The sequence below is a fragment of the Treponema lecithinolyticum ATCC 700332 genome, assembly GCA_000468055.1.
Lineage (GTDB): Bacteria > Spirochaetota > Spirochaetia > Treponematales > Treponemataceae > Treponema_C > Treponema_C lecithinolyticum.
Genome location: KI260560.1, coordinates 1 through 14,648, shown reverse-complemented (window position 1 = coordinate 14,648; position 14,648 = coordinate 1). Strand labels below are relative to the sequence as shown.

The following is a 14,648-nucleotide window of genomic DNA, read 5'->3' as shown; positions in this document are numbered from 1 at the left end:
AACGCAACCTTTAATATAGTATAACGCAAACCTATAAAAAAAACAATTTTTTTTAAAAAATTTTTACTTCTTTTAAATATAGGACTTTTTGTGTGCACGGGACTTTATATTTCAATCTTTTGCCACTTGCCGCTTCTAAAGCGCAGCCACGTGAGCAAAAAACGCATAAACTGATCGAGCAAAAGTCCCAGCCATGCGCCGATAAGACCGAGGTGCAGCGGATACACCAAAAGCCAGCCGGAAAACGGCCGGATTATCGCAACGCTTATTAGAGAAACAACTGCAGTATATCCCGTATCGCCTGCTCCGCGCAAGCAGCCTAAATTGATAACTTGAGCAATTTGCAAAATAACGGCGACGGCAATAATTTTCATTATAATGCTGCCGTAAAATAAAATATCGGCATCCGACGAAAAAATCCGGTATATGTTGCGCCCGAGCGTACTGTATGCAAGCGCAATGCACAGCGAGCATAGCAAGCCCATACGCCGGCAAAAACTTGCGTATATTTTTGCCATATCGGAGCGTTTTTCGCCCAAGCTTTGGCCGACCAAGGCGACGCCGGCAACCGAAAATCCGTCCCCGACGGCAAAGGATATGCTTAAAATATGCATGCCGATTTGATGGGCGGCAAAAGAAGTGGTTCCCAAATTGGCAACAACGGTTGTATATAAAAAAAAGCCGACGCGTAAAAATACTTGTTCAATTAAAGCACCTATGCCTACTTTATACAAACCAGATAAAATGCGGTTTTCAAAGCGTAAGCTGTTGTTCCGGTAAAACAAAAAAAGATAGCCTTGCGGTTTAAGCACCGAAACTGCCGAAAGAATAAAGCCTGCGGCAAAACCGATAACCGAAGCGATCGCCGCCCCTTTTACGCCGAGAGCGGGAAAACCGAAGCGGCCTTCAATCAGCAAAAAGTTAAACACGATGTTTACGCCGTTGGAAAGCAAATTGGTTTTCATAGCAATTTTGGTATTGCCCGCACCTCTTTGAGCTGCGTTGACTACAAAGGTAAAAGCTTGCAGTACCAAAGATGCCGTTATAATATGGAAATACTCGGTTGAATACTCGTGCGTATCGCTTTGGCTTCCGGCAAAGCGCAATACGGGTTCGGTAAACGCAAAGGCTAAAAGCGTTATTAGGGCGGATAAAATAAATGTAATAACCAGCGACTGCACGAGCACGCGGTTTGCTTCGTCCCGATTACCCTCGCCTTTGCGACGTGCGGTTAAAGCGCTTACTGCAATGCTTATCGAAAAAAACACCGTTAAACACAAAAAGCGCGGCTGCGCGGTAAGCCCTACGGCGGCTATAGCATAACTTCCGAGCGCGCTTACCATAACAGTATCGACAAACGAAATCAAAGCGGATAAAAACGATTCGACTATGGCAGGCCATGCCATGCGCAAAGTTCGCTCAACGAGGATTTTATCGGACGGCAGCGGACCGAGCGTTTTTTGCTTTCCCAAAATACTCAGAGCGTTAAATAAAAGCTTCATTTTATACCGATGTCGTTATTATCCGGCATATTCGGTATTATTGCAAGCGCGTTAACTTGCGCTAACAGCATATCGGGGTGTATTATTATACCATCTTATTTATAGAGAGGTATATTATGGCGTACAAAATTACGGAAGCATGTGTAAATTGCGGTTCGTGCGAAGGCGAATGTCCGGTAAGCGCAATCAGCGAAGCCGAATCGGCGCGCGTAATCGAAGCGGCAACCTGTGTGGACTGCGGTTCCTGTGCAAACGTTTGCCCCACCGAAGCGATCATCCAGGATAACTAAAAGGTTCGGCAGCACACACCCTTTACGGGGCTGTTTGAAAAGTTTTAACTGCCGCCAGCGGACGACGTAAAACAAATGCCGGCGTCAGCTTAAGTTTGTTCCGGCAAAACTTTTCAGCAGCCCCACATTTTATTTTAAAAACCGTCTGTATTTTTTTTTTCGATTGCGTTATACTAAAACAATGAAAACCACTTTTTCGGCTTTTGCCCGGCAAACGGCGCTTTTTTTTGTAAAACTGGCAGCGGCAACAGCTTTTTGCATTTTATTTGCCTTTGCCTTTGTATATCCTTTGTGGCTGTTTGCAACAAAAAAACCGAATTTATTTTCGGCAGTTGTGGCTGTGCTGTTTTGTGTTTTTGCTGCAGCCGCTTTTATTTTTAAAATCAAAACCCGCACAAAAGACGAATGAAAACCGGAAAACCCAGCCCTTGTGTAGCGCCGGCATACAAAGCAAAACCGCTTTTTTATTTGTACTGCTGGTTGTTTTTTTTAAGCACTGCACACTTCACTTACAGCCGCCCTCCCGTTTTAACTATACAAGATCTCGATTTATCCGATCCTCTGTTTAAGCAATATACGCAAGAAGTAAGCGACAACTACGCGGCAATCGCACGCGAAGAAGATGTCCAGGTAAACTTATACACGTACCGCGCGCAAACAAACGACGATCTTTTATCGCTTGCCGCACGCTGCAATATCCCCTACGAAACAATCGCTTTGGCGAATAAATTAGCTTTTTTGGACAGTCCTATTGCAAATACTTTGCTATATTTGTGCACATGTCCGGGGCTTTTTATCCCCGAAAAACCGCTTACCCCCCTTGAGTTTATTTTAAAAACGCGTTATCCTGACACTAAAGGATATTTTGTTTGCACCGTAAACGGCGAACGATATGTTTTTGTTCCCGAACAAAAACTGAATCCTACGGAACGCTTTTTTTTCGTCGATTCCGCAATGACGCCCCCTTTGGAAAAAGGCGTTATATCTTCGGCTTTCGGCATGCGCGTTCATCCGTTTACCGGAAAACAAAGCTTCCATAAAGGGGTGGATATTGCAGCTCCCGAAGGCGCTGCCGTGTATGCATGTAAATCGGGTATAACGCTGGTTACCGGCACAAACGATTTATACGGCAACTACATTATTTTGCAGCATGACAACAACACCCAAAGCTTATATGCGCACTTACACACTGTCGCAACGGAAAAAGGAGAGACCGTTACGAGAGGAACACAAATAGGAACGGTGGGAAACACCGGTATGTCGACCGGAGCCCACCTTCATTTTGAAATACAAAGCGGGGGGAAAGCACAAGATCCGTCGGCAGTGGTCAAAAAATTTTTAAGATAGTTTGCATGCCGGCAGGATAAAACCAGTCATGAAACACTCAAAATTCCTGATAGCGTTGGTTGTTTTGTCAGCCTTTTTTACATGCGCTTTTGCGGAAACGTTCAGAGTACACAAAACAATAGTAAAATCAATAACGGATAAAACATCCGTAACAAGCGCCGATTTGGGCATAAACGACGCACTGGTGCTTACTATTGCAGAAAAAACGCCCTTTTTACAGGGAATTGATTTACAAATAAAAATTCCGGCGCCGGTAGCCGAATACCGCGACTCGGTAGCTTATTCGCTGTATGCCGATGTAAGCCCCGCACCGCAACAAAACATTATAGATTATTCGGGTGAACGTGCAAATATAAACACTTTTCCGAACAAACTCAGCTGCAATATCCGCATTCCTCTGATAAAAAACCACACAATGCAGGAAAGCCCGTACACAACGGTTTTACCTGCAGTTTTTGCCGTACAAAATAAAACGATTTTTTTTAGAATGCAACTTGTGATGAAAGGCGTACCGCAAGAATTGCTGGATTCAGTTTTTCATGTAGACATAAAACCCGTTTTAACCAATCAAGGTTTGCTCGATTTAAAGGTTGTATACCCCGACGGCAAAAAAGTGGAAAAAAATAAACAAAATTTTACCGTATTTATAGACGAACAAAATGTTCCTTTTACCGGAAACCCCGTGCTTTTGGAAGCCGGAGCGCACCGCTTAAACATTCAAGCAGAACAATACCGAAGCGAAATGCGCAGCTTTGCCGTAGAACAGGCACAAACGCTGCTTTTGGAAGTTAAGCTTAAAGACATAACTCCAATGCTCAGCTTATCGCTGCCGCTCAACACGCGTTTTTTTATAGACGGCGCTGAAATAAAAGACTACAGCCGTCCCTTTGCAGTTAAACCGGGCTCGCACCAAATGCGTTTTTCTTTCGGAGATTACGAATTGGTGCGCACGCTCGAAGTTATAAACGGTAAATCGTACAATGTTTCAGCTTCGTTTGATTTAAACGTAACGGAAGAATAAGCATAAAGTTTTATATTTTAAAAGCCGATACTATACATGTCGGGTGAGCAAATCCCCTCCCACCCATTGTTCATCCGATTGCCTTGATGGCATGGCCGGCAACAGAGCCGGCCTTTTTTTTACCTATCACTACTTTGCCTTGACAAAAAATGCCGTGTTTACTACTCTACAGTTTATGGAAAAATCGGGAAAAAGAATACTTATTTTACTGGCAGCAGGCTGCGCTCTGGTACTTTTAACCGGCATATTTTTAGGCGCTTTACTCGGTTTAACCGTCAATATAAAGAATAACGAAAACTTTACCGAATTTACCGCCGCGTTGCCGACAAAGCTGCTCGATATTAACGGCGAATTGATTACCGAATTTGCCTCTGATGAAAAACGCGAAATAATCACTTTACACGATTTACCGCAGCACATGATAGATGCGCTGATAACACGCGAAGACAGCATATTTTTTAAACATCCCGGATTCAGCATAAAATCAATTTTTCGCGCGGTAGTCGGAAAACTGCTCGGTCATACGCTCGGAGGCGGCAGTACGCTGACCCAACAAATAGCCGGCACGCTGTACTTGGACCGTACTGAAATATCTTTAACACGCAAAATAAAAGAATTGTGGTGGGCTATACAAATGGAGCGGCGCTATTCCAAACAGGAGATTTTGGAATTGTACCTTAATAAAGTATACTTGGGCGGGGGAACATACGGAGTAAACGCCGCTTCCAAATACTATTTCGGGCACAGCGCACGCGAAATCACTCCCGCCGAAGCTGCCATACTAGTTATTCAATTATCGAACCCCGGCTATTACAATCCCTTTGAATACCCTAACAGGGCAATGGACAGACAAAAGTACGTCTTAAACAAAATGACCGAAAGCGGCTTTTTAACAAAAGAAGAAGCCGAACAAAGTTTCGACGATTTTTGGCTTAATTTCGACTATACCCGTATCAGCTCTTCGGCTTATTTTATGAGAGAAGACAAAGCGCCGTGGTTTAGCGAATACGTGCGCAAAGAATTGGAAAAAATGATGTACGGCAGCATGGATATATATAGCGGCGGCTTTACCGTTCACACAACTATGCACATGAAACACCAAACAGCGGCCCAAGACATCATGAGCCGCTATATAAAATGGGCAAACAATTCATACAAACAAACCAGCAGTGTACGAAAATCGAGCGCTTCTTCAACTTATATTCCCATGACCGAATTGCTGTCGCTTGTATTTAATATTCCGCAGCTTAAAGTATCCGAACAACGAAACGAAGTTATCACAATGGGCGCGTTTAAAAAAACGATTAACCCCACGCTTGATGTGCTTTCGCTTATGTTTGGAGTTGAACAGTTAAAAGTAAACGTAGTAAACAAAGCGAATATGCTCGCCGGCGAAGACCGCAAAAAAAATAAAATCGAAGGCACTATGGTAGCGCTCGAAAACGCAACCGGCTACATCACCGCTTTGGTAGGCGGAAGCGAATACGGTCAAGACAATCAATTTATACGCGCGGTACAAGCAAAATTACAGCCGGGAAGTTCTTTTAAACCTTTGTACTACACGGCAGCAATAGATTCGCGCAAATTTACTCCGACAACGGTTGTATACGACGTACCCACTATATTCAAAAAAGAAGACGGCACGCTCTATATTCCGCAAAACAATAAAGGTGAATGGTACGGCGCCGTACAATTATGGTATGCGCTTACCAAATCCATGAACATTCCCTCTCTTAAAATTTTGCAGGGTATAGGCTTCGATGCTGCAATAAACCAAGCGGCTGCTTTACTCGGCGTAAACGAAAGCGAATTTTCCGAGCGCAAATTCGAGCGCGTATACCCGTTCGGTTTGGGAGTGTGCTCCGTACGTCCTATCGAAATGGCAAAAGCTTTTGCTACACTGGCAAACCAAGGGCAAGAAGTTGTTCCCATGGCAATACGCTCGGTAGAAGACAGAAACGGAAAAGTCATATTAAACCCCGAACACGACATACGTATTGCCCAGCAAAAAAAAGGAGAAGCGGCACAAATCGTCAGCGCGCAAACGGCATACGTGATGACCGATTTGCTTACCAATCCGGTTAACCACCGCGAAGGTACGCTCGGCTACGGTTCAGGATGGGGAAACAAAATGCAGTACAAAGACGAAAAAGGAAAAACTTATACGATTCCTGCAGCCGGTAAAACGGGTACAACGCAAAACTGGTCTGACGCATGGACTATCGGCTTTACACCGTACTATACGGCGGCGTTTTGGTTCGGTTTTGATTCAAAAGGTCAGTCTATGGGTACCTCTTTGAACGGTTCATCGCTTCCCGGTCCGGCATGGGGCGATTTTATGCGCATAGCAAACGAAAATATGCCGTATAAAGCTTTCCCCAAACCGACGAGCGGAATTGTAGAAGCGACCGTGTGTTCGGTATCCGGCGGTATTTTAACCCCTGCATGCGGCAATAACCGCACCACAAAAGTATTTTTAGCAGGTACCCAGCCTACTGCGGTATGCGAATTGCACACGGACAGACAGCGTGCACAAGCAATCGGAGTTGACCGCTTGATGTCCGAATATCACATGTCGGGTGTAAGCCGTCCCAAAATAAACGATAACGTCGGTTTGGAATTGGATCTTTCATTTTTGGAAAACGATAACGCTTTTACCGTGCCCAAAGAAAGTGAAGAAAACGCCGAAGTTAAAACCGAACAAAATACGGATGAACAAACGCATACGGAAGATAAAAAACTTCCGTCAAAAAACAGGTTTTTCGACTGACGGAGAAAACAATGTTAGTGCCTATCGGCGATATTACGGTAAAAAAACGTATCCGCAAAGAAAATTCGGGCATTGAAGAACTTGCCGACAGCATGCGCACGTATGGCTTACTTAACCCCATCGTTATAGACGGCGATTATGTGCTTATAGCAGGTTTTAGACGATTGCAAGCGGCAAAAAAACTCGGCTGGAAAAATATTCCGGCAAGCATTGTACAAGCCGAGGGAAAAATCAAGCACATGGAATTAGAGCTTGAAGAAAACGTGCGCCGCTGCGATTTTACCGAGCAAGAACTTTTGGACGGTTATGCCGCACTCGAAAAATTAAAAAACCCCGGATTTTTGCGCAAAATGTTTGAAAAAATAAAAGCGTTTTTTATACGTATATGCGATACACAAGAACAGCAAAGCGAACAAAAGCGGCGCAAAAACGCACTGTTATCGCTTAGCGCTCCGCTTGCCGTTATACTTGCAATCGCCTCTTCCGTTTTGCACAAACACGGTTATTTAAATTCGGTTTTTTTGTTTTTTTTAAACCTTGCGCTGTGCGTGCTTCTTTTGTACGGTGTGTTTGCTTTTATCCGTTTTAGTTTTTCGCGCAAAAAAAACCGCTTAAGTGCAAGCTCCCCTACAGATGAAAGCAGCATGCTGCCCGGTACCATCGGTATCGATACGGACAAAAATCTTTAACAGCGCTCAATCGAATACGGCGCGCACCAGTTTCTTTTTTCCCGAACGCAGTACCAGCTCTCCTTTTTCGTCAAGCTCGCCGCTACTTATACAAAATGCCACATCGGTAACGGTTTTTCCGTTTACGGACGCTCCGCCTTGCTGAATAAGCCTGCGTATATCGCTCTTTGAAGAGCCCAAACCGGCTTCACTAAACAAATCGACAATATTACAGCCCTTTTCCAACAGAGCGCGCTTTATGTGCACAGCAGGAACCGCCGCCGTATCTCCGCCGACGCCGAACGCCGCTTTTGCACCGGCAAGCGCCGTATCCGCTTCAAGTTTACCGTGAATTTCTTTAGTTACTTCCCATGCAAGTTTTTCTTTTGCCGTGTTTATGTCGGCGCTGCACAGACGCTCTATTTCGTCCAAAGGTAAAAACGTAAACAAGCGCATAAAGCGTGCGACGTCGGCGTCGGCGACATTGCGCCAGTACTGAAAAAAGTCAAAAACGGAAGTAAGCGTTTTATCCAAAAAAACGGCGCCTTTTTCACTTTTACCCATTTTTTTACCGTCGCTTCGGGTAATCAGCGGAAAAGTAAGACCGTATACTTCGTGTCCTGTTTTGCGCCTAACCAAATCGACTCCGGCTACGATATTACCCCATTGGTCGTCGCCGCCGATTTGCAAACAGCAATTAAACTTTTGATGCAGCATTAAAAAATCGTAACTTTGCAAAAGCTGATAGTTAAATTCAAGGAACGAAAGTCCCGTTTCCATACGTTTTTTATACGCTTCATAGGTAAGCATTTTATTTACTGAAAAACATGAGCCTATGTCGCGCAAAAAATCTATGTAATTAAGGTTTGCAAGCCATTCTTTATTGTCTTGTGCCAAAGCGGTTTTTCCGTCAAAACCGATAAAACGGTTAAGCTGTTCTTTTATTTTTTCGACGTTTTCGTCTAACTGTTTATAATCCAACATTTTACGCATTTCCGTTTTACCGGAAGGGTCCCCTATTCTGCCGGTTCCGCCGCCGATAAGTGCAATACCGGTGTGCCCTGCATTGCGCAAATGGCGCAGCGCATACTGGGGCACCAAGTGTCCTATATGCAAACTGCCTGCAGTAGGATCGGTTCCCACATAAAAAGTAATCGCTTTTTTATCCATACAAGCGGAAAGAGCATCGACATCCGTACACTGTTGAAAAAAACCTCGGTCTTTTAAGGTTTGAAGAGCTTTGTTCATAGCTTTTGAGTATATCCAAAAAAAACTTTGTATTCAAGCCGGCTGTTGACTGCCGCCCTTCTGCGGACGTTTTTTCCGGTTCAACCCAGCAGCGCGCTGAATTTTTCCATCGGCATAGCTTTGGCAAAAAAGTAACCTTGCGCAAAATCGCAGCCGATGGACGTTAAAAAAGACACTTGATCCGCAGTTTCCACACCCTCGCACACGGTTTTAATTCCCATGCCGTGAGCCATTTCCACTATTTTTTGTATAACAACGGCGGTTTGCCTCGTGTTTATGTCGCGGATAAAATTCTTGTCTATTTTTAAGACATGAACAGGCATAGTTGTCAGCAAATTCAAAGACGAATAACCGGAACCGAAATCATCTATACTGACGGTAAATCCGTAGCTTACGAATTTTTCAGTCATTTCTTTTATGGAAGAATCTTTATCAGCAAAAACGCTTTCTGTTACTTCTATTTCGATAAGCGACGGCGGAATTTGGTATATGCGCGCCAAAGCCACAAACTGTTCGGCAAAATCAGCTACTTCAATATGCAATCGGGAGATATTTACTGAAATAGGAACCGGATATTTGCCTTCGTCAATCATTTTTTTGATAAAGCAAAACACTTGTTTGTAAACAAACATGTCCATACGCAAAATAAAACCGTTGCGTTCAAAAATGGGAATAAAATAGTCGGGAGGCAAAATCCGTCCCGACGGTTCTATCCAACGGACAAGAGCTTCGGCTCCTATCATAGTTTTATTTTGAAGTGAATATTTCGGCTGAAACCACACGTGAAAACATCCTGTTTCAAGCGCGCTTTCCATTTTTGATTCTACCGAATATTCCAAATCAAAAACTTGTCTCAACGTTTCATCAAAAAACATATATTTTTTTACGTGATTTTGTATAAACTCTTTTGCTTGTTCCGCGCGCAAAAACAATTCGTTAAGTGTACGTATGCCGTTTTCTTCGCCGGTACACGCTATACCGCTTTTAATATTCACGCGGATTAGTTTTGAAGATCTTTCTTCGGCAGTTTCATCGAGCGGCGAAATCCAGTTTAGTGGAGCACCGTCAATACCATCTGCCTTTTTTTGAAAATCCATCAACTGAGGACAAAAGCGGCTTATCTTTTTTGCAAGGATGCTTAAATCTTCATTTTCGGGAAATTCAATCAGTAAATGAAAAATAGGCAAATCGCCCCTGCCCAGTATTTTCAAACGGTATGGCGCCGCACAGGTGCGCAAAAAAATGGACATTTGTTTTAAAAGTTCGTCGGTTTTACTGCGTCCGATTAAATTATTAAAAAATAAAAGCCGCTTTATTTCAATCGTAAACAGCACAAATTGTTTTAAAGGATGGCGGGCAAGCATTTTTCTGGCTTCTATGCAGAACTTCCAGTTTGTATACAATCCTGTAACCGCATCTATATTTGCAACAAAACGGTATTTACGGTTCAGCAATAATAAAATGCCGAATGTCGAGGCAATAACAACAATAAAAAGAAAAAATGCTGCAAAAGCAACAGGCGGAATTTTATCTATATGTATGACAGCCGGAAGCAAGCTATTCATTTTGCGGGGAATTCCTCTTCGACCGATATCCGAACCGTCATTTTCTGCATTAGGGTAGCATAATTATACAAAAAAAGCAAGCTTAATTTATTACACTTCACTATTTTTTTTTTTTAAGATATAGTAAGCGTATATGGATTACGGTTTTTTCAGGCTTGCTTGCGAAAGCCCGGAAGTAAAAATTGCCGACTGCAACGCAAACGCCCAAATGATTTTAAAATCGGTAAAAAAGGCAGCACAAAAAAATGCCGACTGTATAGTCTTTCCGGCGCTGTCGCTTACCGGATGCACATGCGCAAACTTGTTTATGCAAGATTCCCTGTTAAATGAAGTACGCCTCACGCTGACACTGTTGGCAAAAAGAACAAAGGATTTTGACGGACTGTGCGTAGTCGGCGCTCCGATTGTTTTTAAAAACGCGCTTTTTAACTGTGCCGTTTTTATAGGAGCCGGACGTATACTGGCTATAGTGCCGCAAACTCATATAATGCAGCCGGGAACAGTTCACTCGCTGTTCCCCTTTGAAAGTGCACGTTCAATTAAAACACAAGAAGTGATCGATATTGAAGGCTGCCGGATTCCTTTCGGAACCGACATTATGATACGCTTTAACCAAAGTACAGTTATTGCAGCCGAAATCTGTGCAGACTTATATGCCGCCCAGCCGCCAAGCATTTTTTATGCGCTTGCCGGAGCTTGTCTTATAGTCAATCTCGGCGCAAAGCGGTATACAGCCGGACAAAGCGATGCCCAGCGGCGTATCGTACAAACGCAATCGGAAAAATTGTGCTGTGCTTATATATATGTACAATCGGGACAAGGAGAGTCGTCTACCGATTCGGTTTTTTCGGCGCACAATATTATTGCTGAAAACGGCAAAATCCTTGCAGAATCAGATTTATTTAAAAACGGCAGTTTAATTCAAGATATAGACATACAGTTGCTTACCGCCGAGCGCCTTAAAACAAGGGACACAGACCATCCCGTACTTATACCGGCAGTTTCACCTGCGGCGGGCGAAGAGCTGCAAAACTGCCGTATTATAGATTTTTATATCCAACGCTTTCAAAAGAAAAACGCGGCATCGAAAACGGTACAAAAAACGGCAGATCGTAAAAAACAAACGTTGCCGGCAGTAGATAAAAACGTGCTGTACCGCCATATACCTGCGCTGCCCTTTATGCCCGAAGAGCCTTCACAACTGTATGCATATTGCCGGGAAGCTGCCGCCATACAAGCGCAGGGCTTGGCAATGCGTATGCGCAATACGGGCATATACAAAGCGGTAATCGGTATTTCCGGCGGTTTGGATTCGGCTTTAGCTTTGCTTGCAGCACGCGATGCGCTTAAAATACTTTCGTTGAGCACGCGCAATATAACTGCAATCAGTATGCCTTGCTTCGGTACAAGCAAGCGCACATTTACCAATGCCGCACGATTGGCAAACGCACTCGGTGTCGATTTTAAAGAAATCCCAATACAAAATGCCGTAAAATCTCATCTTGCCGATATAGGGCACAACGAAAACGTGCACAACGCGGTATACGAAAATGCACAAGCGCGCGAGCGCACTCAAGTGCTTATGGATATTGCAAACGAAAAGAATGCGCTTGTTGTCGGTACCGGCGATTTATCGGAGCTTGCGCTCGGCTGGGCTACCTACAACGGAGACCAGATGTCCATGTACGCCGTAAATGCATCGGTTCCCAAAACGCTGGTGCGCGCTTTAGTACGCTATCACGCAGATAACGCAGATAAAAACGCCGACGCTCACAGCACGTGCGAAAGCCAGCAAAGCGGCTGCAGTTTCCATTGCGTACGCAGCACCCGCAGCGCCGGCAACAACACTTGCGAGAGCGGCCCCCGCAGCGCCGCATCCGGACACAGCCTTGCCGAAGTGCTGTACGATATCTTAGACACCCCCGTAAGTCCTGAATTGCTTCCCCCCGATAAAAGCGGCATAAGCCAAAAAACGGAAGAACTCGTCGGTCCCTACGAACTGCACGACTTTTTTCTATATTATGTTATACAGTACGGGTTTTCTCCGGCAAAAATCATATTTTTAGCCGGCTGCGCTTTCGGTACAAAATATACACATAAACAGCTGTGTTCCTGGCTCGAACTGTTTTACCGGCGTTTTTTCAGCCAGCAGTTTAAGCGCTCGTGCATGCCCGACGGCGTATCAATCGGCGAAGTGTCGCTGTCGCCGCGCGGCTTTTGGAATATGCCCAGCGATGCTTCAAGCGCGCTGTGGCTTAAAGAAATAGAGGAACTAAAAAATCGGAAAGCGTAACGCTGGCAAAAAGCATGACGCTTTTTTGAACTGTGCCGGAAAAGCCGAACACTTTACCGGTAAAGCAAGAACAACAGGAGGAACGGTATGAACAATTTTTCGTATTTTACGCCGACAAAGGTGATATTCGGCAAAGACAGCGAATTGCAAGCCGGAAAAGTGGTAAAAGAATACGGCGGAAGCAAAATATTGGTTCATTTCGGCGGAAACAGTGCGCAAAAATCCGGATTGCTGGACAAAGTGTGCACTTCTCTTAAAAGCGAAAGCATAGACTATGTAATGCTCGGCGGCGTAGTACCCAACCCCCGCCTGTCGCTGGTACGGACGGGCATTGAACTGTGCAAAAAAGAACAGGTTGATTTTATTTTAGCAGTCGGCGGCGGCAGCGTTATAGATTCTGCAAAAGCTATCGGCTACGGAGTTACCAATGACTGCGATGTATGGGATATTTATTTGAAAAAAGTGCCCGCACGTGCGTGTCTTCCGATAGGAGCGGTACTTACCATAGCGGCTGCCGGAAGCGAAATGAGTGATTCGTCGGTTATTACCAACGAAGACAGCTGGTTTAAACGCGGCTATAGCTCCGATTACAGCCGCTGCCGCTTTGCCCTTATGAACCCGGAATTAACGGCAAGTTTAAACGAATGGCAAACAATGAGCGGTTGTACCGACATTATGATGCATACGATGGAGCGTTATTTTTACGGCAGCGATACAGGAACCGCTGTCGATGACGGTGCAAACGCAGCGGATAACGGGACTTGTATGCTTACGGACAATATCGCCGAAGGACTCATTAAAAGCGTTATGCATAACGCGCTTATACTCAAAAAAGATCCGCACAACTACAATGCCCGTGCGCAAGTTATGTGGGCAAGCAGTTTGTCGCACAACGGTTTGACCGGCTGCGGCAATCCTGCAGGAGATTGGGCAACCCACCAAATAGAACACGAACTGGGCGGAATGTTCGACGTAACGCACGGCGCCGGTCTTGCCGCCGTATGGGCAAGCTGGGCGCGCTATGTGTACAAAGAAAACCCTGCACGCTTTGCACAATTTGCTTTTGCACTGTTTAAGGAAAAACTCGCCGCTTCCGGCATTACATCTTCTTGCAGCGATGAAAAAGCCGCTTTGACAGGAATCGGCGCAATGGAAGATTTTTTCCATTCCATCGGTATGCCCGTTTGCATAAAAGAAATGAATATAGATTTAACGGCGCAACAAATCGACGAGTTGTCTTTCAAATGCTCGTTCGGAAAAACGCGGACGGTGGGTACGTTTAAAAAACTGGGATACGACGACCTTAAAGCCATATATCAAGCGGCGCGCTAACAGTATGGAGATGGGGGGAATTGAACCCCCGTCCGGATGAGCGGACCGGGAACATCTACAGGTTTAGCGGCGCGAGGTATTTGTCGGGAAACGGTAGCAGCGCCGCAAGCGTCGTCTCCGTATTCCGGTAAAAGTCCCGTGCAGGTACCGGATACCCTGCAAAGCAAGCCCTGATTAGCGTCAGGATATCGAACCGTTCAGAGCGGCACAATCCGTATCCCGCGATTACGCAGCTAAGGCGTAGTCGTAAGAATTGTCGAAATCGGCAATTATAAGTTTTGTCTGTTCAGAGGAAAGACGTCCTCACCTGCAGTTCGAGACCACGAACACACCCGTCGAAACCGGTGCACCCCCAGTTTATCCTAAAATAATGCAGCGCACTAAAAAAGTCAAGGGCGACATTTCATTATTTTTTATTTACAAGTGTATAAAGCTCATGATATACTAACTGTCGTAAATAAAATCATGCTATAGTAACAGTGTCAGGGGATGTAGAATGAAAACAAGCGCTCTAGTTGGCGACAAAATAAAATTATGTACTATAGTAAAAGATATATAAGAAGGAGAAGGGCTTGTTGCTACCGACTGTAAAGTAAGCGGAGCCGACGGCGC

Annotated in this window: 11 protein-coding genes and 1 other RNA gene; 8 read left to right on the top strand and 4 right to left on the bottom strand. The window is 44.7% G+C overall.

Annotated features, from left to right (window positions below; all coding sequences use genetic code 11):
* Positions 1 to 104: 104 nt before the first annotated feature.
* Positions 105 to 1,502, bottom strand: coding sequence for an MATE family efflux transporter (locus HMPREF9193_RS02665; RefSeq protein ID WP_021686516.1), 1,398 nt, complete (start codon positions 1,500 to 1,502; stop codon positions 105 to 107).
* A gap of 116 nt (positions 1,503 to 1,618) precedes the next feature.
* Here HMPREF9193_RS02665 and fdxA point away from each other — a divergent pair, with 116 nt between their 5' ends.
* The 6 genes from fdxA (at position 1,619) to HMPREF9193_RS11000 (ending at position 7,619) form a co-directional block, all read left to right on the top strand.
* Positions 1,619 to 1,792: a 4Fe-4S ferredoxin gene (gene fdxA / locus HMPREF9193_RS02660; RefSeq protein ID WP_040847393.1), complete on the top strand. Its 174-nt coding sequence runs from the start codon at positions 1,619 to 1,621 to the stop codon at positions 1,790 to 1,792.
* Between the two features lie 181 nt (positions 1,793 to 1,973).
* Positions 1,974 to 2,201 (top strand): hypothetical protein, encoded by a 228-nt coding sequence (locus tag HMPREF9193_RS02655; RefSeq protein WP_021686514.1) that lies wholly within the window; start codon positions 1,974 to 1,976, stop codon positions 2,199 to 2,201.
* Entirely contained in the window at positions 2,198 to 3,139 is a 942-nt protein-coding gene (locus HMPREF9193_RS02650) for a M23 family metallopeptidase (RefSeq protein ID WP_021686513.1), read from the top strand. Before HMPREF9193_RS02655 ends, HMPREF9193_RS02650 begins: the two co-directional genes overlap by 4 nt.
* Before the next feature lie 28 nt (positions 3,140 to 3,167).
* Entirely contained in the window at positions 3,168 to 4,160 is a 993-nt protein-coding gene (locus HMPREF9193_RS02645; protein WP_021686512.1) for a hypothetical protein, read from the top strand.
* 175 nt (positions 4,161 to 4,335) lie between these two features.
* The gene (locus tag HMPREF9193_RS02640) at positions 4,336 to 6,930 is read left to right on the top strand and encodes a penicillin-binding protein 1A (RefSeq protein ID WP_040847401.1); all 2,595 of its coding nucleotides are present in this window, start codon (positions 4,336 to 4,338) and stop codon (positions 6,928 to 6,930) included.
* An 11-nt stretch (positions 6,931 to 6,941) separates the two neighbouring features.
* Positions 6,942 to 7,619, top strand: coding sequence for a ParB N-terminal domain-containing protein (locus tag HMPREF9193_RS11000; RefSeq protein WP_021686510.1), 678 nt, complete (start codon positions 6,942 to 6,944; stop codon positions 7,617 to 7,619).
* 6 nt (positions 7,620 to 7,625) lie between these two features.
* Here HMPREF9193_RS11000 and tyrS read toward each other — a convergent pair whose 3' ends face one another.
* Both tyrS and HMPREF9193_RS10680 read right to left on the bottom strand, forming a co-directional pair.
* A complete protein-coding gene (gene tyrS / locus HMPREF9193_RS02630) occupies positions 7,626 to 8,846 on the bottom strand; it encodes a tyrosine--tRNA ligase (protein ID WP_021686509.1) in 1,221 nt (406 codons plus the stop codon).
* An 80-nt stretch (positions 8,847 to 8,926) separates the two neighbouring features.
* Positions 8,927 to 10,411, bottom strand: a complete 1,485-nt coding sequence (locus tag HMPREF9193_RS10680) for an EAL domain-containing protein (protein ID WP_021686508.1) — start codon at positions 10,409 to 10,411, stop codon at positions 8,927 to 8,929.
* Between the two features lie 133 nt (positions 10,412 to 10,544).
* Here HMPREF9193_RS10680 and HMPREF9193_RS02620 point away from each other — a divergent pair, with 133 nt between their 5' ends.
* The gene (locus HMPREF9193_RS02620) at positions 10,545 to 12,704 is read left to right on the top strand and encodes an NAD(+) synthase (RefSeq protein WP_021686507.1); all 2,160 of its coding nucleotides are present in this window, start codon (positions 10,545 to 10,547) and stop codon (positions 12,702 to 12,704) included.
* Positions 12,705 to 12,791: 87 nt separating this feature from the next.
* On the top strand, positions 12,792 to 14,036 hold the full coding sequence (locus tag HMPREF9193_RS02615; RefSeq protein WP_021686506.1) for an iron-containing alcohol dehydrogenase: 1,245 nt from the start codon (positions 12,792 to 12,794) through the stop codon (positions 14,034 to 14,036).
* Between the two features lie 2 nt (positions 14,037 to 14,038).
* Here the strand turns inward: HMPREF9193_RS02615 and ssrA are convergent.
* Positions 14,039 to 14,390, bottom strand: a transfer-messenger RNA (tmRNA) gene (gene ssrA, locus HMPREF9193_RS10995).
* Positions 14,391 to 14,648 lie beyond the last annotated feature (258 nt).